This window comes from Paenibacillus sp. FSL R7-277, from assembly GCF_000517965.1.
Classification (GTDB): Bacteria; Bacillota; Bacilli; order Paenibacillales; family Paenibacillaceae; genus Paenibacillus_AQ; species Paenibacillus_AQ silagei.
This window is the reverse complement of record NZ_ASPX01000008.1, coordinates 43,209-65,473: the sequence shown is the minus strand read 5'-3', so window position 1 is coordinate 65,473 and position 22,265 is coordinate 43,209. Positions and strand designations below refer to the sequence as shown.

General features: G+C 37.2%; 23 protein-coding genes and 1 riboswitch. Of the genes, 19 read left to right on the top strand and 4 right to left on the bottom strand.

What is annotated here, in order from left to right; translation table 11 throughout:
* The first annotated feature begins 456 nt into the window (after positions 1-456).
* Positions 457-588, top strand: a riboswitch (SAM riboswitch).
* 116 nt (positions 589-704) lie between these two features.
* The 11 genes from metA to C173_RS03220 all read left to right on the top strand — a co-directional run bounded on the left by metA (position 705) and on the right by C173_RS03220 (position 11,752).
* Complete coding sequence (gene metA, locus C173_RS03275; protein WP_036722451.1) at positions 705-1,622, top strand: homoserine O-acetyltransferase MetA; 918 nt, start codon at positions 705-707, stop codon at positions 1,620-1,622.
* 48 nt (positions 1,623-1,670) lie between these two features.
* Positions 1,671-2,837 (top strand): aminotransferase class I/II-fold pyridoxal phosphate-dependent enzyme, encoded by a 1,167-nt coding sequence (locus tag C173_RS03270; RefSeq protein WP_036722449.1) that lies wholly within the window; start codon positions 1,671-1,673, stop codon positions 2,835-2,837.
* A gap of 230 nt (positions 2,838-3,067) precedes the next feature.
* Positions 3,068-4,204, top strand: coding sequence for a cyclic dehypoxanthinyl futalosine synthase (mqnC, locus tag C173_RS03265; RefSeq protein ID WP_036722448.1), 1,137 nt, complete (start codon positions 3,068-3,070; stop codon positions 4,202-4,204).
* 153 nt (positions 4,205-4,357) lie between these two features.
* Complete coding sequence (locus C173_RS03260) at positions 4,358-5,407, top strand: tyrosine-type recombinase/integrase (protein WP_036722446.1); 1,050 nt, start codon at positions 4,358-4,360, stop codon at positions 5,405-5,407.
* Positions 5,408-6,160: 753 nt separating this feature from the next.
* On the top strand, positions 6,161-7,114 hold the full coding sequence (locus tag C173_RS03255) for a phage lytic cycle repressor MrpR family protein (RefSeq protein WP_036722445.1): 954 nt from the start codon (positions 6,161-6,163) through the stop codon (positions 7,112-7,114).
* A 68-nt stretch (positions 7,115-7,182) separates the two neighbouring features.
* Positions 7,183-7,554 carry a hypothetical protein gene (locus tag C173_RS03250; protein WP_036722444.1) on the top strand — a complete coding sequence of 124 codons (372 nt, stop codon included), beginning with the start codon at positions 7,183-7,185 and terminating at the stop codon, positions 7,552-7,554.
* Positions 7,555-7,607: 53 nt separating this feature from the next.
* On the top strand, positions 7,608-8,066 hold the full coding sequence (locus tag C173_RS03245; protein WP_036722442.1) for a hypothetical protein: 459 nt from the start codon (positions 7,608-7,610) through the stop codon (positions 8,064-8,066).
* A 431-nt stretch (positions 8,067-8,497) separates the two neighbouring features.
* Positions 8,498-9,034 carry a hypothetical protein gene (locus tag C173_RS03240; RefSeq protein ID WP_036722436.1) on the top strand — a complete coding sequence of 179 codons (537 nt, stop codon included), beginning with the start codon at positions 8,498-8,500 and terminating at the stop codon, positions 9,032-9,034.
* Positions 9,031-9,711: a hypothetical protein gene (locus tag C173_RS03235; protein ID WP_036722434.1), complete on the top strand. Its 681-nt coding sequence runs from the start codon at positions 9,031-9,033 to the stop codon at positions 9,709-9,711. Before C173_RS03240 ends, C173_RS03235 begins: the two co-directional genes overlap by 4 nt.
* Before the next feature lie 27 nt (positions 9,712-9,738).
* Positions 9,739-10,203 carry a hypothetical protein gene (locus C173_RS03230; RefSeq protein WP_036722432.1) on the top strand — a complete coding sequence of 155 codons (465 nt, stop codon included), beginning with the start codon at positions 9,739-9,741 and terminating at the stop codon, positions 10,201-10,203.
* Positions 10,204-10,555: 352 nt separating this feature from the next.
* Positions 10,556-11,752, top strand: coding sequence for a hypothetical protein (locus tag C173_RS03220; RefSeq protein WP_036722423.1), 1,197 nt, complete (start codon positions 10,556-10,558; stop codon positions 11,750-11,752).
* Positions 11,753-12,176: 424 nt separating this feature from the next.
* Here the strand turns inward: C173_RS03220 and C173_RS33495 are convergent, their stop codons facing one another.
* Positions 12,177-12,431 (bottom strand): abortive infection family protein, encoded by a 255-nt coding sequence (locus C173_RS33495; protein ID WP_235191745.1) that lies wholly within the window; start codon positions 12,429-12,431, stop codon positions 12,177-12,179.
* A gap of 323 nt (positions 12,432-12,754) precedes the next feature.
* Here C173_RS33495 and C173_RS03215 point away from each other — a divergent pair, with 323 nt between their 5' ends.
* From C173_RS03215 to C173_RS03200, 4 genes are all read left to right on the top strand, one after another.
* Entirely contained in the window at positions 12,755-13,855 is a 1,101-nt protein-coding gene (locus tag C173_RS03215) for a hypothetical protein (RefSeq protein WP_036722420.1), read from the top strand.
* Positions 13,856-14,384: 529 nt separating this feature from the next.
* The gene (locus C173_RS03210; RefSeq protein WP_036722417.1) at positions 14,385-15,284 is read left to right on the top strand and encodes a DUF5677 domain-containing protein; all 900 of its coding nucleotides are present in this window, start codon (positions 14,385-14,387) and stop codon (positions 15,282-15,284) included.
* Positions 15,277-15,666: a DUF6979 family protein gene (locus C173_RS03205; RefSeq protein WP_036722414.1), complete on the top strand. Its 390-nt coding sequence runs from the start codon at positions 15,277-15,279 to the stop codon at positions 15,664-15,666. The genes C173_RS03210 and C173_RS03205 overlap by 8 nt, the downstream gene beginning before the upstream one ends.
* Positions 15,667-15,727: 61 nt before the next feature.
* Positions 15,728-16,450 (top strand): hypothetical protein, encoded by a 723-nt coding sequence (locus C173_RS03200; protein ID WP_036722411.1) that lies wholly within the window; start codon positions 15,728-15,730, stop codon positions 16,448-16,450.
* On the opposite strand, the gene C173_RS33490 is transcribed toward C173_RS03200, so the two are convergent.
* Complete coding sequence (locus C173_RS33490) at positions 16,447-16,701, bottom strand: BRO-N domain-containing protein (protein ID WP_081750984.1); 255 nt, start codon at positions 16,699-16,701, stop codon at positions 16,447-16,449. The two genes, C173_RS03200 and C173_RS33490, sit on opposite strands and share 4 nt — an antisense overlap.
* A gap of 27 nt (positions 16,702-16,728) precedes the next feature.
* On the opposite strand from C173_RS33490, the gene C173_RS03195 reads away from it, so the two are divergent.
* Positions 16,729-17,124: a Rha family transcriptional regulator gene (locus C173_RS03195; protein ID WP_268748431.1), complete on the top strand. Its 396-nt coding sequence runs from the start codon at positions 16,729-16,731 to the stop codon at positions 17,122-17,124.
* A 668-nt stretch (positions 17,125-17,792) separates the two neighbouring features.
* Here C173_RS03195 and C173_RS03190 read toward each other — a convergent pair.
* Positions 17,793-18,080, bottom strand: coding sequence for a hypothetical protein (locus C173_RS03190; protein WP_235191744.1), 288 nt, complete (start codon positions 18,078-18,080; stop codon positions 17,793-17,795).
* A gap of 180 nt (positions 18,081-18,260) precedes the next feature.
* On the opposite strand from C173_RS03190, the gene C173_RS03185 reads away from it, so the two are divergent.
* The 3 genes from C173_RS03185 (at position 18,261) to C173_RS03175 (ending at position 21,767) form a co-directional block, all read left to right on the top strand.
* Positions 18,261-18,497, top strand: a complete 237-nt coding sequence (locus C173_RS03185) for a helix-turn-helix domain-containing protein (protein ID WP_036722405.1) — start codon at positions 18,261-18,263, stop codon at positions 18,495-18,497.
* Between the two features lie 785 nt (positions 18,498-19,282).
* Positions 19,283-20,584: a hypothetical protein gene (locus tag C173_RS03180; protein WP_036722402.1), complete on the top strand. Its 1,302-nt coding sequence runs from the start codon at positions 19,283-19,285 to the stop codon at positions 20,582-20,584.
* Positions 20,553-21,767 (top strand): SIR2 family NAD-dependent protein deacylase, encoded by a 1,215-nt coding sequence (locus C173_RS03175; RefSeq protein WP_036722400.1) that lies wholly within the window; start codon positions 20,553-20,555, stop codon positions 21,765-21,767. The genes C173_RS03180 and C173_RS03175 overlap by 32 nt, the downstream gene beginning before the upstream one ends.
* A gap of 185 nt (positions 21,768-21,952) precedes the next feature.
* On the opposite strand, the gene C173_RS03170 is transcribed toward C173_RS03175, so the two are convergent.
* The gene (locus C173_RS03170; RefSeq protein WP_036722399.1) at positions 21,953-22,192 is read right to left on the bottom strand and encodes a helix-turn-helix domain-containing protein; all 240 of its coding nucleotides are present in this window, start codon (positions 22,190-22,192) and stop codon (positions 21,953-21,955) included.
* Between the last annotated feature and the right edge of the window lie 73 nt (positions 22,193-22,265).

Below are 22,265 nucleotides of genomic sequence, written 5' to 3'. Positions count from 1 at the left end.
TGGCCGGTGGTACAATCATGGACGAAGGCCAAAAGACGGTCCGAGAGCATGAAGAAAAAGGGCTCCCGCCGCCGGCAAGCTGATGTTAATCCTGTGTGGTTGTTCATTCTGCACGCTTATTCGCGAGCCCGGGTCGCCTTCCATTGTTCTCTCACCTCTTCTTTTCGCCGTTTTTTTTGAAATATAAGAATGTATAGGTTTCACACGATACCTTATCCTTATATTTCTCGCTGAAACGGTACCGTCCTTTAAAGGGACGGCAAAGCCGTTTCCACTTGGTTGAAACACTTGTCTAGTATAACGCCGGGATATGGCTCTTACAAGAGAAATTGTTTTCTGTTATAAGGCCCCTTCAGCATTGTATGGACTTGACGAAAAGGAGGTTCATGATTTAAAGTGAAATTTAAGAAAAAGCATCGTTCAGATGCTTAAGGTTATTCAACTGAATACAGCTAAATCTTATCAAGAGCAGGTGGAGGGACTAGCCCGATGAAACCCGGCAACCGGCGTGTGAACGCACGGTGCTAATTCTTGCGGAAGCTTTGCAGGGCGTTATTCGTCCGGCGGAAGTTCTCTGGCAGATGAGAGAGGCGCATATGACTGCATGATATGACCTTTCTCGCCCGGGAAAGGTCTTTTTTCGCTACCCTGCCTCAGGTTGAACCACCAAGTGGAACCCCATTTCAGTTAAGGAGTGAACAGCAATGCCTATCAAAATTCCCGACAGCCTGCCGGCCAAAGAAGTATTATCCGGTGAGAATATTTTTGTAATGGATGAAAGCCAGGCCTTCCATCAGGATATCCGTCCTCTCCGGATCGCCATCCTGAACCTGATGCCTACCAAAGAAACTACTGAGACCCAGCTGCTGCGCCTTATCGGGAATTCCCCGCTTCAGGTGGATGTTGTTCTGCTGCACCCCAGCTCCCATACGTCGAAGAATACTTCGGCAGAGCATTTGAAGAGCTTTTACAAAACCTTTGATGAGATCAGCCACCGCCGATTCGACGGCTTGATTGTAACCGGCGCTCCCGTAGAACAGCTGGAGTTCGAGGATGTCAACTACTGGGAAGAGCTGAAAGTGATTTTTGAGTGGAGCAAGCAAAATGTAACCTCGACCATGCACATCTGTTGGGCGGCGCAGGCAGGGCTGTATCATCACTTCGGCGTGCGCAAGGTGAGTCTGCCGGACAAATGCTTTGGAGTGTTTCCGCATACAATGAGCCATAATAATGTCAAGCTGCTGCGCGGCTTCGATGAAGTGTTCCATGTTCCGCATTCCCGCCATACCGACGTCTCCCGTGAAGATATTGAGCAGAACCCGGAGCTGCAGATTCTGGCAGAATCCGAGGAAGCCGGGGTGTACCTGGTGGCTACGCATGACGGGAAGCAGATTTTTGTCACCGGACATTCGGAGTATGATCCCTTCTCCTTAAAATGGGAGTATGACCGGGATATCGCCAAGGGGCTGGAGGTTGCCCTGCCGAAGCACTATTATCCCAAGGATGATCCGACACGCACACCGCCGGCAGTCTGGCGCGCCCATGCTAACTTATTATTCGCTAATTGGCTCAATTACTATGTATACCAGGAGACTCCTTACGATATCGGGGCATTTATCTAAGAGGTTGACTTATTCTTAATAGAAGTAATTAATCAGGAGGCAATGGAGATGGATGAGAAACTGAGAATTGAGAGCAGACTGGCACAGATTGGTTCAATGGAGGACCCCGCCACCGGGGCCATTAATTACCCGATTTATCATGCGACGGCCTTCCGTCACCCGCGGCTTGGACAGAGCACAGGCTTTGACTACATCCGCACCAAAAATCCTACCCGCTCTGTCCTAGAAGAAGCGGCAGCGGCCCTGGAATCCGGGGATGCCGGCTTCGCCTGTGCCTCCGGTATGGCTGCACTGACTACAGTGTTCACTTTGTTTGGACAAGGGGACCATCTCATTGTATCGCTGGACTTGTACGGCGGTACTTACCGGCTGCTGGAACGGATTCTCTCCAAATACGGCATCAGCGCCTCCTATGTAGATACGAATGATCTGGATGGCCTGGAAGCGGCCCGCCAGCCGGGCACGAAGGCTGTATTCATTGAGACACCGACCAATCCGCTGATGATGATTACGGATGTCGAAGCCGTATGTACCTGGGCCCGCCGTCACGGGCTACTCACGATTGTGGACAATACGCTGCTGACCCCGTTCTTCCAGCGCCCGCTGGAGCTTGGCGCAGATATCGTGGTTCACAGTGCGACTAAGTATCTGGGCGGGCATAACGATGTGCTGGCGGGGCTGATTGTGACCAAGGGTGCAGAATTGTCGGCTGAAATGGCTGTCCTGCATAACTCCTTGGGAGCCGTGCTCGCGCCGAATGACAGCTACCAGCTGATGAAGGGCATGAAGACCCTCGCCCTTCGTATGGAGCGGCATGAGAGCAACGCCCTGGCTATTGCCCGTTATCTGCAGGAGCATCCGGCGATTGCCGAGGTCTTCCACCCGGGCCTGCCGGACCATCCGGGTTATGCCATTCAGAACCGCCAGTCCTCCGGCAACACCGGGATCTTCTCCTTCAAGGTAAAAGAGGCCAGCTATGTAGAGCCGCTGCTCCGCCATATCAAGCTAATTGCCTTCGCCGAGAGTCTGGGCGGTGTGGAATCGCTGATGACCTATCCGGCGATACAGACCCATGCCGATATTCCGGCTGAAATCCGCGATGCGGTCGGTGTGGATGACCGGCTGCTGCGCTTCTCTGTCGGCATAGAGCATGTAGATGATCTGATCGCCGATCTCGGGCAGGCCCTGGAGGCCGCCCGGAGCGAGCTGGAATAAGGCGATGCGCCGCCGGACCTGCCCGGCATGCGAGATTCGCAGAACGTACAAGCAGCAGTGCCTTCGGGCGCTGCTGTTTAATTTGCCTGGGACAAGGGCATTTATTCGATCCTGTGCAGCGAAACATTTTTCAAGAACAGCCGATTGTGATACGATGGGAGAACGGACTATTTTTATTTCAAATTGTATTTATCTCATAGACTTCATAGATGAAGAGGAGGCCGTCAACAGTGAGTGCAGTCGATCTTATACTGGATAAGGCACTGAAGGGTGAACGTCTTCAGTTGGAAGATACGGTCACATTATTCGAGAGCAATGAAATTGAGAAAATGGGCGCTGCCGCAGATATTATTATGAAGCGCTGGCACCCGGAGCCAGTGACGACATTCGTCATCGGCCGCAACATTAACTACACCAATGTATGTGATGTATATTGCCGATTCTGCGCCTTCTACCGCAGACCCGGTTCGGAGGAAGGCTATGTGCTTCCCGATGAGACGATCTACCAGAAGATTGCCGAGACCATGAGCGTAAACGGAACCGAGATTCTGATGCAGGGTGGTACGAATCCCAATCTGCCGTTCAGCTATTATACGGATATTCTGCGCGGCATCAAGCAGCGGTTCCCGGAGATTACAATGCACTCCTTTTCACCTGCAGAGATTATGAAGATGGTGGAGGTCTCCGGCCTGCCGCTGGATCAGGTCATGCGTGAGATTCATGCTGCGGGCCTCGATTCCCTGCCCGGCGGAGGCGCAGAGATTCTCGATGACCGTACCCGCCGCAAGATCAGCCGGCTCAAGGGCTCCTGGCGCGAGTGGATGGACGTCATGCAGACCGCACACCGGATCGGTATGAATACAACAGCCACGATGGTGATTGGTCTTGGCGAGAGTATGGAAGAACGGGCGCTGCATCTGCTGCGTGTCCGTGAAGCCCAGGACGAATGTATTGCGAACAAATATGATTCCGAGGGCTTCCTGGCGTTCATCTCCTGGACCTTCCAGCCGGATAATACGAACCTGAAGCTGGACCGCCAGACCCCGGAGGAATACCTGAAGACCGTAGCCATCAGCCGCCTAGTGCTGGACAATATCAAGAACTTCCAGTCCTCCTGGGTTACGATGGGGCCTGAAGTAGGCAAGCTCTCCCTGCAATACGGCTGCAATGACTTCGGCAGCACGATGATTGAGGAGAACGTAGTCTCCTCGGCGGGCGCGACCTACAAGGTCAACATCGAGTCGATCACCCAGCTCATCCGCGAAGCGGGCAAGATCCCGGCGCAGCGCAACACGCGCTATGACATCCTGCGGACGTTCGAGGATGCGAATGCCAAGATTGACAATGATTTTGTGATGCAGAACTAAGTGAATGTATAGGGTGCTTTTGGCATAATGGGGTAAATACTTCAAGGGTAAATTAACGGGTATGTGCTACACATCTTGTAGTATTTACCCCGTTATTTTTACAATATCAACTACAACGCTTGTTCAATATTAATCCGAATGGAGGGATTAGTTATGGATAAGCGTTCTTTGTCGTCTGGAAGAGATACTCGCGGAAGAAAGAGGGCAATGCTTTCAGATGAAAGTGGCATTACAGATATTAAAAACTATTCAAAGGTCACAATTCATGACCAGTTTAAAAAGTTTCTTGATATCAAAAGATCAGAAGGAATTTCGGAGCGGCGCAAGAAGGATTTGCTAAATGACAAAGGATACTTTGTGAATTTCCTGAAGTCCAAAGGATATTCAGAACTCATGGAAGATGTTACTACAAGCATCATTCGAGAATGGTCAATTGAAATGCAGGAACAGTACGTAGTGTATCAAACGCATGTCCGTGGTGGTAAACGGAAAGGACTTGCTCCAGTCACGATTAATGGTCGAATAAAAACAATTAAGCATTTTTACAATGTACTAATGGAGAATGGACTTTGGGAGCGTAATGAAGCTGCACCTGTTAAATTGCTTAAGCAGCCTATTGATACAGTCGAAGGGCTTACTGAAGATCAGGTAAGGGCATTACTTAGAGCTTGCAAGAAAAGTACCTACACAGGGTTTAGGGATTTCACTTTAATTATGCTTGGTATTGATTGCGGATTACGGGCAGGAGAATTGGTGGCACTGAATGAAAAAAGCTTTGATTTTGAAATCGGAGTTGTCAAAGTAGATGATGAGATTGCAAAGAATGGAAAGGCGCGAATTGTTCCGGTTTCACGTAAGGTCTTAAACTTGATTCAAAAGCTTCTGACAGAAAACAAAATCAACTTTGGATCGGATCATGTATTCATGACTGCGTATGGTCAAACTATGACTACCAAAGGGATAGTACGTCAATTTGGGACGATTCGAAAAAATGCAGGATTGAATGGAGTCAAAGCATCTTGCCATGTATTGCGTCATACTTTTGCAAAGTTTTATATCCAAAATGGTGGAGATGCCTTTACCCTTCAAAAGCTACTGGGTCATTCCCGAATGGATATTGTCCGCATGTATATACAAATGAACGCAGTTGATATAGCCGAAGCCCATAGACGCTTCTCTCCAGCAAACAAATTTAGAGTGTGAACGTTATTAGCACCTTGGGATGCCTCAGGTGCTTTTTTTGATGTGACGGCATAAAGAGGTACTCATGTAGAGAAAACGCGTTAGGCGAGAAATTAGGAGGGTCAGAGCTTGGATTTACTCCATATGTAGCAGACATTAAAACTTAAGGTGGGAAATCAGATGGATGACACCAAATTTATACGAGGCTCTCAAGGGAAGGTGTACTATACCACACAGCAGTGGCTAACGAAAAAGGCAGAGGAGCGTATTCGAGGTGTGGTCAAAGACAGGTTAGCACCGCCCGGCATTCGCTGGAAATCGTTTGAGTAACACGTGGAATGGCTCGGTCGAAAGATACAAGGATGGAGAAATTAATATTACACGAGCTACAGTCAAAAGAGGTTAGCCAAGCTGGATTGGTATATTCTGTAGCAATCTACGCAGTGGTATGCTAAGAAGAGAAAACGGAGGAAATGGATGAGTTCATTCCCGGAGGTCAAGTGTATGGCTAATAAGTGTGGACTAAAACGTTTTTGTAATCTGCACGCCTATGAATGACAAACATCGAAAAGCCGTATGAGGGAAAACCTCACGTACGGTTTGATGAGGAGGGGCTGGGTCATACCAGTCCCTTACCCTAGTAAATAATGTATTTAGTATGAGGTACGTTAGTGTATTCTGTCTTTCTATTGACAGGTGCAAATTAAAATGATATAATATCTACATTAGGTCGATCAATAACCGCAAATTAAAATAATGATAGGTGATGTCAAAATGGAGAGTCACTACTTTAATCCAGAATATAAAATTGGCTTTTTAAGCGAATATCCCAAAAGGACTCAGACCACCTATAGTTACATTTTTCAAAAGAGCAAAGATTTAGAATTACAAAAGCAAAAAGATTTATGTGAATTTGATTTATCAGAATTTATCGACTTTTTTAAAATATTAGATATGAATTATAACTCTAGTGCTCAAAGTAGCGGTAGGATTGTGACTGCTTATGTGGATTGGACTATTAAAAATAAAATAAAAAGTACTAGTGATAACATTCTGAATAGAGTAGATACAAGATGGTTCCGAAATTTTGTGAATAAAGATGCAAAGATATTCTATACTAAGCAAGAAATTATTAATATTATTGAAAAATGTAAAAATCCTCAGGATGCTGTAATCATTAGCTTAATATTTGATGGTGTTCAGGGTAAAGCTGTTAGTGAACTTCGTAATCTTAAGGAAGCTGACGTGGATGATCTATCAGGTCAGGTAGCTTTAATTGACGAAGATGGCTCTACAAGAAAAACTTATGTAACTCAATTAAGTCTAGATTTGATTATGGCAGCGTATGAAGAACCTTATTATTATAAAAATAATGGTCAAATGGATGAAAACAGTAATGTAAGAACCTTTACAGAACTAGTTGGTGGTCTATATATTATTCGGAGTTCAAATACTGGTAAAATAAAAAATCTAGGTCCAGCAGATAAATTTGTAATTTATCGTAGGATTAGTACTATAGAAAAGGTGTTAGGATTAGAGAATTTTACCATAAAGAATATATCGCGTTCCGGGATGCTGAGCTTTGCAAATGACAAAATGAAACAAAAGAGAGTACCTATAAATTTATCTTTACTACTAGATATATGTAATATTTATAATGTGAAATCCTATAATTCTATTAAGGATTTTGTGACAGAAGATAATGTTTTTGATTTATATGGAGTGTGAGTGTAAATGAGGAATTAATCCTCATTTATTATATACAAGCGTAAATTAAAATAAAAGGAGATGTTGTTATGAGCTTTGTTGATGGTATGAAAACTGAGGAAAAAGAGGATTATATTATCCAAGAAAAAGAAGAAATGATTCACGGGATAATTACAACATTTGGTGCAGAATATTACTTAGAATTTAAGAAGGTTAAGTATATTGCTACATTGAACAGGTTGATTGACTTTCTTATGCTATTTACAGAATTCTATGATCCAGAAGAATTTGAAAAAACAGAAAGAAAAATAATTAAGTATAAAAAGAAAATCACAAAAATTGAAAATGAAATTCTTGAAAAGAAAGTTTTAAAAGCCGCTTTAGTAAATGGTTCTAGAGAAATTGGTTTAGATAGTGAAGAAGTAGCACAAATAAAACATGCTATTAAGTTAAAAAAATGACTTTCAAATTAATTATCAAGCGCAAATTAAAATAAATTACGGAGGTATTTTATATGAACAATATTACTCTTGATGGTGAACAGTACGTATCAAACGATATTGATGAAACACTATACGACTTTATTAAAAATGCTGTTGGAGAAGTACATCTGCAAATGGAAAAAGCAAAGGTAATGCATAAATTAAAATTAGTAATTGAATACCAACAGATGTTTATAAAAATGTTCGATCCTTCTGAGCTTGAAACAATAGAGAAAACTATAAAGAAATATAGAAAACGGATAAGTACTATAGATTCTCAAATTATTGACTATCATTTATTGAGGGGGATGAATTCTATTAATATTTTAGATTTAGACAAAACTAACTTTTTAGACATGATTAATACCATAGAAGAATGCATTGAATGTGAAACAACACCGATGACACTTGAACAAGTAAAGTCGGGATATAATTTAATTGAAATAAATGAAATAGATAGATGCGACAATCATAAGCTTAAAGCTCAATAATTCTTTAGTTAATTACAATATTTGACAAAAATACTTTTGTGTGGTATAATATAGTTATAAATGAAGCAAGAAGCACTTACGGAATAAGTGCTTCTTGTTATTAATTTCTAGGAGATGATCTCAATCTCCTTATTTGTGTTGCTAAGAAATGAAAGGAGATTGAAAGTGTCAGAAAGTGAAGAATTTAGAATTCTTAGATTGAAAAAAAGAATAACGTTAACAGATTTGGCTAAAGTCCTTAATTGCTCAATATGTCATATTAGTAACTACGAGAGTAGCAGGAGTGGTATGAGCTACAAAAAGGTCAAGAAGTACAGAAAATATATCCTAGAGAAATGAGTTGAAGAAATATGAGTTTATGTATTGCAGTAAATAACCCAGGTAACTACGTGATGATATTTGGAGATGGGCGGATCACAAGAGGGGATAAGATGGTCAGTGACAGTCATAAGAAGCTCACTACACTAAATAGCCATGTCTCCTTGTTTTGTTCAGGTGTGCAAGATTACTGTGAGGAGTTGCGATCAATTGTAACTAAGCAAGTGAGCGAATTAACTTCTATTGATCAAATCGCAAGTATCGTAATGAGTGAGTCGAGGAATGTACATCAACGTTTTCTAATTGACTATCCGACTTATTACGAAGTTAATTCAGGTGCGGCATGTCTGGCTACGGTTATTGCATTTTACGATGTATCAAAGAATGAAAGCGGTATGATTGAGTATTGTCACACGGATAACTTTGAACCACATATTACAATCGCTCCTATGATGACTGCAAGAGGCATTGCACAAGATATCGCTCTTGACTACCTACCTAAGCATTTCGATGCTTACAAGGCTATTGAAAGCGTTCTGGATACGTATATGGTTGTGATTAATCAAAACAACAAAGTTGGTGGCACAATTGATTATCATGTGATATCAAAATCTGGAGCTAAACAGTATGTAGTGGATGAAAAGGCATGAATATAATAATTAGACGTACTTTGAATTTAATCATATTATCTAATACAAAGTTACTGCTTGGCGAAAATGCCTTTATGGGACCCAATGCAAGAATAAGCTGGACTCAAGTAACTGAGCAACCTGTAATACCTGTACTTCCAGCTTATATAGCATCAACAAAAATAACCTCTACGACAATCGAGTCACCAAGCATTTTTGGTGGGACAATAGCAATAGGCAGTGGGAATAATGTGTTTAAAGCGGATTCTGAAGGTATTCATCTAGGCAATGCATCATTTGTCAACGCTCCTTTTAGGGTTTCAATGGATGGAAAGCTGACCGCTCTGGATGGAACATTTACAGGTACAATTACAGGTTCTACAATCACAGGTTCAACGATTAAAACTGCAACAACAAGTGCTGGTAATCTTGAACTGTCTGGTAGTGGGTTCATTGCTAGAAATACTCTAGGTGAAAAGAATGGAGTAGTCATTGATAATGGGAATTTCTCATCCGTTGATTTTTACTACAGAGACCAATATCGAGGTGGTATTGCTCAGACAGCGGGTAATTTAGCACTAACTACAACAATGGGACCAATTATTATTGAAGCAGCTCAAGCAAGCAGCACCATGTTCAGAGGAAAAGTAGATTTCACAAATGCAACAGTTACGGGAATTGTGGCTAAGTTTGGATGATTTATCAAATAAATGAGGAGAATATTAGTGAAAGCGTGTGGTAAATGCAATAGATATCTATCTTACGATAGTTTTTATAATCAGTGTAATACCAAGGATAAAAAATCGAATTACTGCAAGGAATGCAAGAGTGAGTGTTTTAAAGAGAGAACAGAAAGACTAAAACGAAATGATTTGGCGAAGTATCTTTTAGAAAAATCGTGCGAAGCAGCATTTGAAAGAGGGAAGTCCACATATACACGTGCTGGATATGAGAACGTTCGATGCAGCTTCGACAATGTAAGGAGCTTTTTTGAAGCATTCTGGGTTGATGATATATTCAGACATGAGTGGATTGTTCAAACAGATGTATATGTAGCGAATAATTGTATTTATAAGTATCGCCCAACATTGGACAGAATTGATCCTGAACGTGGTTATGAAAAAGGTAACATTAGAGTGTTGCCGCAATGGATAAACGCTTCTAAAGGGTATTCAAAACTGGCTAATTGATCTCGATTGAATTCAATAGACTGTTCATCATGTTTCCGCTAATCAAACGGAGGCTTATTTTGCGTGATCATATATGAAAGGAGATAAGATGTGTTTTCAGAAAATGAGTTTTATTATTGCTACAGCATGAAGTTATTCAAGTTCTTACGTATGGATAGAAATATAAGTTTTATTTGTTCAGGGCTTCATGAGAAGTCGATGCAGAAATTTTGGCAGTTCAAGCGAACTGAAGATTTGAATAAAGCTTTGTTGGATTTTAGTCAGCGCCATTATGAATCTAATAAACAATAAAAGATTATGGATACCAGTGTTAAATTATACACGTGTTAAATTATAAGGAGAAGTGATTACAATGTACAAAAAGCCAGAGACGAAGCAAGAAAAATATGTTGGGTTTCCAATGAAAATGAATGCTTACGCACATGAAAGCTTATTTATTGAGAAAAAAGACGAATACGCTTTCTTTCTTTATTTCATATTAGGGAAAATGTCACAAAATTATTGGGCATGGGGAAATTTTGAAACAACCGTTATAACACTTAGTAAACAATTACCGATTAAGAATAAAGAGACAGAAAACAGGAAAGAGATCAGACGTCTTTTGGCAGTTTTGAATGGTAGAGGATGGATTAAGATCACCTTTGACGATGATTCATTTGAATACGATACATTGCTAACTATTTATATGGTGGATTTGGAAAGTCCACTTGTTATGGATAGCGTAAGTAGTGACAATTATAAACATTTAGGGTATCAGAAAGTGACGCAAGAAATGTTTGATGCTTGTAAGGGCGATCCAAGACATTTTAGAGCAATGATCTACGCGGAATGGCGCATGTTTCGTAGTAAAGAAAATGAAGGCACATACCGTATATCCCTTGGTGAATGGGAAAAAACAATGAACATATCTCACGCCACAGCTGTAAAATTGATTAAGGAACTTGACGAGCTAAACATAGTGGATAAAAAAAGAGGTCTAATGTATCAAGATGTTTCTGGCAAGCCAAAACTTGAAACCAATCAGTACTTTGTTGTAAGCGAAGAGGAACGCCAAAAGCGCGAGGAAAATACTGATGCCAATGGAGAGCCGATGGCTAAAGAAGTGAATCGTTACTTGTCTACGGCAGAAGCAAATGAGTATGTTACAGATGAACGAGTTAAAGAAACAAACTTATTCAACCCCGACAGAAGCGTTTGGTTAAATGCTTACGATATGTATGTATTCCTTACTACAAAATGCGAAGCTACCTTAGCACACGTAAATAAGCGATTAGACGAAATGGATAAGTCAAGGGCAGGGACACGTAAAAGGCTAGAGGAATTAGGTTATAAGGAGAAGACGAAGCGTGACAATGAAACATCAGCTAAGATAGCAGTTGAAGAAATGAGTAATTATTATGTGGATTCTGAGAATACTATTTCAGAACAGGATTATGCTGCACGTTATGCACGTTCTAAGGCAAATAGAGAAGCTAAGGCTGCAGAAGTAAAGAAAAAAGAGCAAGATGAGCTTCGATTATCTTTAATAAACGAAGAAATAGCAAGTTAGTCAAGTAGAATTCCCACATAGTAGAGAACGACAGTGCTCTTTGACTACTGTAGGTTGTTATTTCAAAAGAAATGTCTGTTTGATGCTGTGCGCTTATTTGTTTGGATAGTAAGTATAATTTTGAGTCAAATCTGACAAAAATTTATTTTCAAAGTATAATTTCGTGTCAGATTTGACTTCTTTGTATACTCGGATAAGTTTAATTGTTGGTCAAGATTGACACTGATCTATACAGTATAAACAAAAGAACTAAGAGAAAGAAAAAAACCTACTATAAACCCCTTCGGGAAGGGAAGGGTAGGGTATTCTCGCTTACGCTCCCTGAAGGTCAAAACCCTAAAATCCTGTCGCTTCGCTCCTGTCATGCCGCAAGCGGCATTCCTGTAACATTAACTAATGAACGCACTATAATTCATTAATAGAATCAATTAGGTTGTTTCACTTCCTTTTTTAAAATGCCCTTTACTTGTCGATATTGAAATGTTCCGAACATAAAAGAAGCTACTGTTTTAGATGCATTCACCACTAGAATTGCATGATGTGCGTCAGGTTCGTATTTCCTTGAGTGAGAGTCACTTACTACATTACGTGTCGTACCTAATCCTTGAACTGTACTGGCTAGACCTGTTATTACTTGTTTTAAAGGTTCAACTATTTCTTGAATTATGCATGTCGTCATTTTTGCAGGCAATGGTAAGGTAAGAGATACATCCTCCATCCTTAGACAGTTGCTATATAAGAATTTATTTGATGGGGAGGACCAGGTTATGTACGGGAGGATTATTTAGATTGCGTATAATTTTGTGACCACTTTATAAAGAAACAATATATGTGTATGATTAGATTATATGACCATTTATTACATGAATATAGATATTTAAGTTTAATAACCAATCTAAAAGTTGCTTTGATTAAAAAAAAATATTAAACAGGTTTTTGAGAGATGGCTAAATGACGACTAGATACAATTAAAAGAATTCAATAGTTTAGAAGGAGATGCATATGGATAATTGCGAAAAGTATAGGAAAATAAGTATTCATTATTTGGGGATGATAGAAAGTATATTGAATAGCGAGAGCGAATTAATTGAAAACTGGATTATTGAGGATTGCATGGAATATGACAATGCCTTAACAAATAGGAAAATAAATCCTCCATGCATGGATTGTGCCAATTGTTTGGATTTTTCCTACTATAAAAAAATTCTATATGAATTTCTTCAAAGTGAAGAAAGTAAAAATGACTTAGAAATAAAGTTGCATTCTTGGAAGAAAGTAATTATAAATGACAAATTAATTAGTAACTATAAAGAGCAGACAGATCCCTATAAGTTTGCTCGAAAGTCATTTTCAATTAACAACAATGATGTTTATATTTACTTAGATACTAATATTTACAATAATTTTATCTCGAAAGATAATTCGTTTAAATGCTCAATAAAGACAAGTAAAGATAATATTCATGTACATTATATGTATAGTCCTTCCCATCTTGAAGAATTGTTAAGAATGAAAATTAATACACATCAAGAAAGCTTGTTAACTATGATTAGGGAGATTACCTCTGATTTAATTGTTTCTAGATTTGATGGTAAGAAATTAAGTTTGGCTTTTGAGAATCCTGAATATGGATTAGCTAGGATAAAGGGTGATGAATTTATTACTGAAGAATATGAGAACTATAAACTTTTACTTGCTGATGATCGAAGACTATTTTATCCTGAGCATACATCTCAAGAGTATAACAGAGAGCTTACTGTTAAAAAAATATTAGAAAATGAACATTTTAAATTACTCTGCTCGCGCTATCAAGGAATGGAATGGTTGGATTGGAAAAATGATTATAGCTCACTTAATAATGCTGTCAATTCTTTTTGTGAATTATTTGATAACCTATCTTTTAAAAGAAATAAAAACAATAGGACAATAAAAAGTAATACTCATGATATTGAACATGTTATTTATGCAGTGATGGCGAATTTTTTTGTTACTGATGATGGAAACCTAAGAGAGAGGGCTTCATTGATATACGAGTCATTAGGAATTGACACAAAAGTCTTATCACCTGTAGAATTATTGGAAAAATTAGGTGAATATCATTAGGGTTTTTTCAACTTAATGGTGAATGAATACTTTTGTAGTTTAGTATAAAAGAAAACGTTAAATAGACAAACATTATATTTGTATTAAATCAAATGATAGTTGTCTTAATATAGGTATGTTGATAAATATTTTAGGGGAGCCTGAGAAGTCATGCATTGAGAAGGATAAGAAAAGCCATGACCTTTGTTAATAAGGTCATGGCTTTTTATTCTACCACTATAATTTACTCTTTAAATCCTCATCCCCCTTAAAGAGATGATTTCGGATAGAGTTAAAGAATAGTGGTTGGGTATTTAGTTATTTCTTCCGTTTGATGCGTACTTTCATATCAAAATCAATATTCATAGTAGAAATACTTTTTAAAAGGTACAATAATATTGTTGAAACTAAAATAAATTGTGTAGTCATTTGTTTCCTCCTGCACTCTCAAGGGGGAGACAACCAACTATGCTATCCGATGATGTTTATCATAGCATAAGAATTGGTTTGTGAAAACTACGATTTCTCATAAAATATTGGAGGTTCAATAATGAGGAAACTAATTCAATTAGATAATGTATGGGAAAAAGAGTTAGATGAGTTATCCAATACGCATAAAGATAATCTCGCTAACTTCAGAAAGTTAATATCAGTACTGCACACAAGCGAAGTGTTAATTGATACATTTAATAAAAAGAAGATCAATCCATATGACCTTGATCAGCTTCAATTTATTATTTCATACTATTTTACCCATACATATCACCAATCGCTGGCTATTTATCACTTATCTAAATTAGGTTTGGGTTCTAGTGGACTTATTTTAGTAAGAGCAGTTATGGAGTCTTTAGTGAATATGAGTTATTTATGGCAAGTTAAAAAGATAAATGGAAATGATGAAGAACGGTTAGCTTGGATAGAGTATGTAAATGTATCTCGTCACAAAATGGATCAAGCATGGAAAAACATGCAAAGCCATAGGAGGAAGAACTCCAGAGCCTTAGCAGTTCCAGCGGAGATTTTTACTAACGAGAATTCATTTAGTTTTGAAGAAAAAGCTAAGGACTTTAAAAATAAATATCAGAGAACAGATTGGTCAAAATTAAAGAATGTAGAAATGAGAGCGAGAGCTGTTGATGATCTGCAGATCAGCATACTTCCAGGAATGGATTTAGAGGAAATGTACAATACAGTCTATCGTTGGAGTAGTGAGTATGTACATGGATTAAGTAGCTCATCTGAAATGTACATGACTGGTACTGAGAAAGAACTTTTGGTTCATTTTGGTGTTAGCAATAAAAATATTGATATAGTTCTTCCCTTGCTGACAAGAGTAATGACTTTTGTTGTTGTGATTGTAAATCATATTTTTAATTTAGATGTTAACATATCGGAGCAAATTATTACTGCTGGTTTTAATAATGATAAGAAGGAGAATAAAAATGAATAAATATGCCCAGTCAGCTATAAGAGCGGTAGGACTATGCAATGAGTTCAATATTTCTCCAATTGATGCTTGGAATCAAGCTACAATTGAAATATTTGGAGCGAACAGTTCTTCACAACGTAAAGATTGTCCTAGAAATGCTTTTTTGGGATTATGCGAAGAAGGGCTAGTCAGAGGTGTTCCTAGCGGAACTTACATTACTAGACCAAACAATAAGAACAAGGCATACGCTGTTGAAGCTGTAAAGCTGCTGAAAGTTAATCCAGAGTTAGCAAGTGATAGAAGTGTATTGTGGAAAGAATTGATTAAAGGTGATAAGAAGCATAACGAACAAATGCATGTTGTAATTGCGCTGTGGGAAAGTAAGTTGATCATGGTGGAGTGAAATATCGACTGTTCTCTTCAAATAATATATAGATTCTAAAAAAATTCCGGAGGGTGTTTTTGTGGATGAATCTCATGTAAATAGTCTCACTTATAAATTGATTACAAATAGTCATATGGAGTATACAAAAGAAGCGTTTGTAGAATTCGATACGGAAGAATTTTATCTGTCGATGAATAATGGACTGTTAATTTGTGAAATGAAAAAACATTATTCTCAAGTTCAAGATGCTAGAAATATTGTTGAAATTCTTTTAAAGACTTGGGAAATAGATGTAGCCTTGAAGCATGGACTTGGTGAACTGGATTTTTTGTTTTTATCTGCTGATGTCGTCTATAGTGATAAAAATAATATGGGAAGTATTGCTTTTAGTACAAAAGGTGAACTATCTGCTGAGATGACTATTGTGAGAGGAGCATATCCTACAATTCCCTCTGATTTTATTGCATCTCCTGATGCTGAATTACTTTGGACTAGATATAAAATGTATATGCAAGGTAGGGACCAGTTGCTTAGTATGGCATACTTTTGTTTGAGTTACATTGAGGGACTGGCAGGGGGGCGAGGACATGCCTCAAATAAATTCGGAATAAACAGAGATGATCTAGATAGTTTAGGAGAATTGACTTCGGCGAGAGGCGATAAGTTAACTGCTAGAAAAGGAGTAAGGAATAATTTTGTGCCTCTAACGGATGAGGATACGTTATGGGTTGAAAGTTTTGTGAAATTACTAATTCGTCGTATTGGCGAACATGCTGCGGAATCATCAATTGCGACAGATTAACCACCTGGTTTACGAATAGATGGTATAACCTCATGTGTAATCCATTTTTTAAAATCCTTAGCTTCTTTCTTGCGACTACCCATAATAATAGAATAAAGTCCATATTCATTGATGACATTTACTTCACTAAATAAGCCCCCTAGATTGAATCTAGTCACCTCATCTTCTTCTAATCTCTTGATAACATCTGTGGTATTGCTGATTTCTAAGACATCACATACATCTTTTGCAACAAACCATGGTTCATTCAATTAGTAATCGAGCAACAAGGTAAAGCAGTGACAGATAGTTTGAAGATAGCGGAAGTGTTTGGGAAGAGACACGCAAACGTATTGCGTGATATCAAATCCCTTGATTGTAGTGAAGCATTTAACGAACTCAATTTTGAGTTGGTTAACTATTTAGATGAAAAAGGCGAACTTAGACCAAAGTACTTCATCACACAAGATGGATTTACTTTTCTTGCTATGGGTTACAATGGAAAAGACGCTGCCATGTTTAAAGAGAGTTATATCAGAGAGTTCAATCATATGCGTGATCAACTTGCACAACGTAGTCCCGCTAATGATTACTTGAATATGTCGGATGAAGATAGGGCAATTGCATATTTCATGAAGGTGAAGGCTGAGAAAGCCCAATACCTAATATTGGTATATGGGCTTTCATCATATTAATATATTTATTTTTACTCATCCACGAACTTCTAATCTTTAGAAGGATACGTGGATGAGGTTAATAGTGGTGTGACAATTTATTGGTTTTGATAAAGATGTTGAATTTATTTATTTGTGTTGAGTAAATATTTTATCTTGAGGGTTTTTTTCCTTTAAGAATCGATAATATTATGATTACTGTTACTGATATTGCTATTAAATGTAAAATTGGCAGGTTAACATAAACAATAAATGGATCTTTACTCATGGTTTTATTCTCCTTTTAATGAATTTGAAAAAAGAAATTAAAACCACTATCAACCTTGCTTCATCCAAATAAATCATATCATTTCAAAATAAAAATTACAATAATATATAAAAAAACCAATTAAAAGAAAATTATCTACTTGAATTATTATTTTTATTCATTAAATTGATTTTTAATTGTCTATGTTGATCATAAGGCTTATCTTACAGGTATTAACCAAAATATCTCAAGCTGGAGTTTAATAAGAGATTGCAGATGAATTGCTGAGTTTGTTGCTTGATTTGAAACAAACGCAATTTTACGTTGGTTGATTACTCTGTTGGAGAGTTCATACTAAAATGTGGTTAGCCTAATATCAAATGAATTTTTGAATAGCCCATAACATACTTTGTGGTATGATATGGGCTATTTGTTGTTTGTTCTATAATTTAAACAATCCGCTTTCCACAATGTCATATCCAGGCTCGATCCATTTAAAAAGTCCATCTTCGCATTCAATTATCTCCGGTATATCACAATCACTTGCACCTGCCCACCATAATACTTCATCACTATTAGCTAAACGATAGTTGGGATGTTGTAGTGCTTCCTTCTTATCGAATGTGATGTTTAGACGTTTGGATGTTACCCATACTTCGTTATGGAGAATGAGCCTCTCTGGACCATCATAGGCATATGCAGTAGTGGTAGTTGTTAGCTTAAGCGTCATGTTCAACTTTGTTTCGTTATTAATCAATTTCATACCCTCTATTCTTATTGTGTACTCCCGGTAAAGACATTTATTTAACTGTATTTTGATTAAATGTTATTTAATGTGTATACTGGGGCTGTCCAGCAGCGTATACCGCTAAAGGTGTAAAGTCAACAATAATTTTATGGAGGTATTCAGGTGAAAAAAATCAATATTAAGCTTAAAAAAATACTGAATGACAGAAAGATGACTCAAATGGAATTATCGAAAATGTCCAATGTAACACAGGCTAAGATATCTAACCTATGCAACAATAAATTGAAGGAGTTGAATATCGGAATCTTGGAACGTCTAGCGGCTGCCTTGGGAATTAATGATATCTCGGTGTTGATGCAGTTAGAGAATGTTGAAGAGGAGAAGGAGATGCGTAAGTGAGGTGGGAAGTTGGGAAGGTATAAGATGTGTTCAAGAACCAGACAGTGTTATATTGAACCGTTAAAGAAAGTAGAGGAATCATAAATCAAAGCGTATTGATTTTTTTAAAAAAATTACATAATATGTATAATCTAAAATTCCTAAATAAAAGCACGGAAATACCGTAAATAAGTAATGTTTTATGTTGTTACCTCGACATGTCGTGGAACGCTAATTCCACGACATACCGGGGGGTAGGTTATAACACGGAAAAAAGTCTTTTTTTCTCAGTATAGGGTGGGCACTACAATCCGGCTCGGCTTCAAATATGTGAAGCTATTGTAACAATAACTTCACATTTCCTTTCCTCGGATTTAACACTCGAATTTCACAACAATTTAATCCTCCACACTGTATCCTTTAACGTTCTTGCTAAAATGCGTTAACGGTAGATATGTTGTACTTATTGAGATATGGAAGTATCGTTACTCCTGATAATGTCGGAGTTTGAGGGAATTTCAGTGTATTATTCCAATTAATACAATGTGTTTACCGTTAAATGAACATAAAGAGCATCCTCCAACTATTGTATAGGTTTGAACAACTGAATCGATGCAATTTTCCATGGAATAGATCCAGCAAAGAATAAGGGATTAGGAGGTGCGCAGCCATAGATAAAATTCGAGTTTTATCTACATTATCAGACGTGATATAGTGAGAAAAGCATTATTGACTGATTGCTAAAAAGGGTTTTCCACTATTTTGTTGAATAATTAAATTTATGAGAAAACAATTTGAGGTGGGTCATGGAAGCTAATCCTAGTTCGTATGCTTACGCAGGTGTCAAGTTTATTGAATATACTAATCTTAAAGATTTTAAACGCTTAATAAAAAAAGAACTTGAGTATGAGAGTGAAGAGGATAATTTTGCAGATTTTTATACTGCTCTTGTAGAAGAATTTGGAAATAGCAGAGAGAGTATGAGAGTAATAAATAGAATTTTTTTCGAGCAAATAATATATGGGAGATTAACGAATATTTACTTATATAAATTAAATACTTCAAAATTGTCAACAAGTATTTTTTACAAGAGAGTTTCAAATGTAATCAATGAATTTAAATTGAATTTATCAAATTCTATATATCCTTATTTATCCAATAAAGGATTTTATTTAATGGATAATATTAATGTTAGTAAGGATGGCGCTGATTTTATAGCTGGTTATGATTGTGTTGAAAACGATGGGTATATCTCTTCTGCAAGATTTTTGTTTGGTAGAAATGTATATAGAAAGCAATACAAAAAAGAAATGAAGAATGAATTTTTATTGGGTGCGGTTGAAATTGATTTTATTAATCAAACATTTATCATATATACAAAATATACAGCAGGACTTTCGTCAGGTGAAGAGGTAGAGGGGAAAGGTGAACAAGATGAATATTCTATAGGTATGTATTATCAATTCTTGAAAAACAAAATTTGTGGTTTTATGGGTATCTCTTTGGAAGAGATTTCGATTGAAGATGATCAAAAAGGCATGTATAAATTCTGCAAAGAATTATTTGATAAATTGCTTGAGGAGCCAAAGAAACTGGTAGTTGAAAATACAAATGATTTAATAAAAAAGAAAGTGAAGCAATTAATAAAAAAGGTAGGTGAGTTGGGTAACAAACCAACGCGAAATGAAGCTGAAAACTTAGAAAAAAAACTTGGAGCACTTTTATTAGGTGTTTATGTAAGTAGTAATATGGACGAAAATTCATTAAGAACTAAAGCGAGGGAATTATCATTAATTGGTTATCCCACGAAAATTCATTATAAAAATTCTCGTACAAATAGAAGTTCAACTGGCACCACAACTGCTACAAAACCTATAGCAAGTTCAGATACTTTATATAGTTTGCTAACAGATTTTGAAAGTACAAAAAAATTGGAAAAATGGTCTATGTCTTGGTTCTATGATCTTGATGATAGTGAAGATGATGACGTTATACAGACAACCATAGAGGCAAAGAAAAGTGCCTTTAAAATAACTCTAATAGCCACAAGACATCATAATAAGGAGATTCTCCATCATGTCATTAGAAATATTAATAGATACCGTTAAAAATGAAACAGAGGAATCTGAAGAAAAAATTCAATCTTCTATTTTGAATCTTATTGAGAAATTTGGTACTAATCACTTTAATGATGATGACATTCAGGTAAACGTTTCTAATCTAGAAATACTGTTATGCGAGAAATTACATGAGGCGGGTCTATTAAATATAGTATTTCAGTATCATTGCCACGAAAATGCTGGAGACGAAGAAACGAAAAATTTATCTGATAAATGTTCTTACTGCATGAAAATACTTCATGATGGAGCCAGAGATCATGAAATCAATAGAGTATATAATTTCAGCAGAGGACACTATGATAAAATAGTTTCTTATATCTCGATGAAAGATGAACAAAAGTATTTTATGCCTGAACTTCAAAGGAATTTTGAAAACTTAAAAAAAGATATAGATACCATTATCCCATTCTTAGGTGCTGGAGTTTCTATTCCATTAGGGTTGCCTAATTGGGAAAATTTACTTAAGAATTTTTATGAGTATTTTCCTAAAGAACATTTAAAAGAAGTATATAGAGATTTTATTGATGAGGGGGATTTTTTTGGAGCGTTAGATTATTTGATGGATAAATCGCAATACATTTCAAATGAAGACCAACTTAAAGAAGAGATAATCAGGATAATGGCTACAGCAAATTATAATTTAGAAGATGAAAAACATAATTTTTTTGATTTTGTAGAGTTGAAATCAGACTATTATATTACAACTAATTATGATTTGGCTATGGAACGATACTTGACATTAGCGGGCGACTATAATTCTCCAATTTGTATGGATGAAATAGGAAGCCTGCGGAATATGTCTACCACTGGTAATAGCATTATTCATTTACATGGGCATATTAATCGCAAATCTGCCATGATAGTCACAAATAGGGACTATAATAAACTATATACCAAAAAAGGAACTATGATGCAGTTATCGGCAATCCTAGGTACTAGACCTTTATTATTTTTGGGTTTCTCATTCAAAGACAAATTTTTTGTTAAAATGTATGAGAAATTGATAAGTATCCTAAAAACAGACCATTATATAGTGTTATTTAACCCTGAGTTATCCGAAATAAAAGAATTAAATATGAAAAACGTAAAGGTTATTGGTTTGAACGTCACTGACGGAAATCATGCAAAAGCGATTAAAACATTAATAAATTTCTTAAATCAAAATAATTAATATAAATTGTTTAACGAATAAAACAAAAGAACACTTCTCAATCATGTGAAGTGTTCTTTTGTTTTTAATCTTCGCTGAGGCTTTAATACTTACTTTCGTATCTACAGCCATTCTAGGCTCTACAACGAGTGGTGTCAAAAGAAGTGGTGCGAGTCATTATAAGCAAATAGGAAAGTTGCACACTTTTAACGATTACTCTGATTTTCAAATTCAAGCTCAACCAATTTCACTAAATCGGAGGGCTTTATACCTAAACCTCTAGCAATATCAAATAAACTGGTCAGGGTAGGTTGATACTTTCCGTTCTCTAACTCAGATATGTAAGTGCGTTCTAATGTGCTTTCAGCAGCAAGTTGTGCTTGAGTAATATTTTTGTTAATACGAATACTTTTAACTACTTTTCCGAAAATGGATTCAAGTGTCAAAGGAAGGACTCCTTTTACACTTATTATCTGTAATGTAGGATATCGAATGGTCGGCTATACTCCACATAATGGT

What these genes read in the sequence shown, in the direction of transcription:
- C173_RS33495 (WP_235191745.1), bottom strand. Translation starts at nt 12,431, where the DNA reads ATGACGACATGCATAATTCAAGAAATAGTTGAACCTTTAAAACAAGTA.
- C173_RS03250 (WP_036722444.1), top strand. Translation starts at nt 7,183, where the DNA reads ATGAGCTTTGTTGATGGTATGAAAACTGAGGAAAAAGAGGATTATATT.
- C173_RS03255 (WP_036722445.1), top strand. Translation starts at nt 6,161, where the DNA reads ATGGAGAGTCACTACTTTAATCCAGAATATAAAATTGGCTTTTTAAGC.
- C173_RS03260 (WP_036722446.1), top strand. Translation starts at nt 4,358, where the DNA reads ATGGATAAGCGTTCTTTGTCGTCTGGAAGAGATACTCGCGGAAGAAAG.
- metA (WP_036722451.1), top strand. Translation starts at nt 705, where the DNA reads ATGCCTATCAAAATTCCCGACAGCCTGCCGGCCAAAGAAGTATTATCC.
- C173_RS03220 (WP_036722423.1), top strand. Translation starts at nt 10,556, where the DNA reads ATGTACAAAAAGCCAGAGACGAAGCAAGAAAAATATGTTGGGTTTCCA.
- C173_RS03175 (WP_036722400.1), top strand. Translation starts at nt 20,553, where the DNA reads ATGTCATTAGAAATATTAATAGATACCGTTAAAAATGAAACAGAGGAA.
- C173_RS03190 (WP_235191744.1), bottom strand. Translation starts at nt 18,080, where the DNA reads ATGACGCTTAAGCTAACAACTACCACTACTGCATATGCCTATGATGGT.
- C173_RS03210 (WP_036722417.1), top strand. Translation starts at nt 14,385, where the DNA reads ATGAGGAAACTAATTCAATTAGATAATGTATGGGAAAAAGAGTTAGAT.
- C173_RS03215 (WP_036722420.1), top strand. Translation starts at nt 12,755, where the DNA reads ATGGATAATTGCGAAAAGTATAGGAAAATAAGTATTCATTATTTGGGG.
- C173_RS03180 (WP_036722402.1), top strand. Translation starts at nt 19,283, where the DNA reads ATGGAAGCTAATCCTAGTTCGTATGCTTACGCAGGTGTCAAGTTTATT.
- C173_RS03240 (WP_036722436.1), top strand. Translation starts at nt 8,498, where the DNA reads ATGGTCAGTGACAGTCATAAGAAGCTCACTACACTAAATAGCCATGTC.
- C173_RS03270 (WP_036722449.1), top strand. Translation starts at nt 1,671, where the DNA reads ATGGATGAGAAACTGAGAATTGAGAGCAGACTGGCACAGATTGGTTCA.
- C173_RS03245 (WP_036722442.1), top strand. Translation starts at nt 7,608, where the DNA reads ATGAACAATATTACTCTTGATGGTGAACAGTACGTATCAAACGATATT.
- C173_RS03205 (WP_036722414.1), top strand. Translation starts at nt 15,277, where the DNA reads ATGAATAAATATGCCCAGTCAGCTATAAGAGCGGTAGGACTATGCAAT.
- C173_RS03235 (WP_036722434.1), top strand. Translation starts at nt 9,031, where the DNA reads ATGAATATAATAATTAGACGTACTTTGAATTTAATCATATTATCTAAT.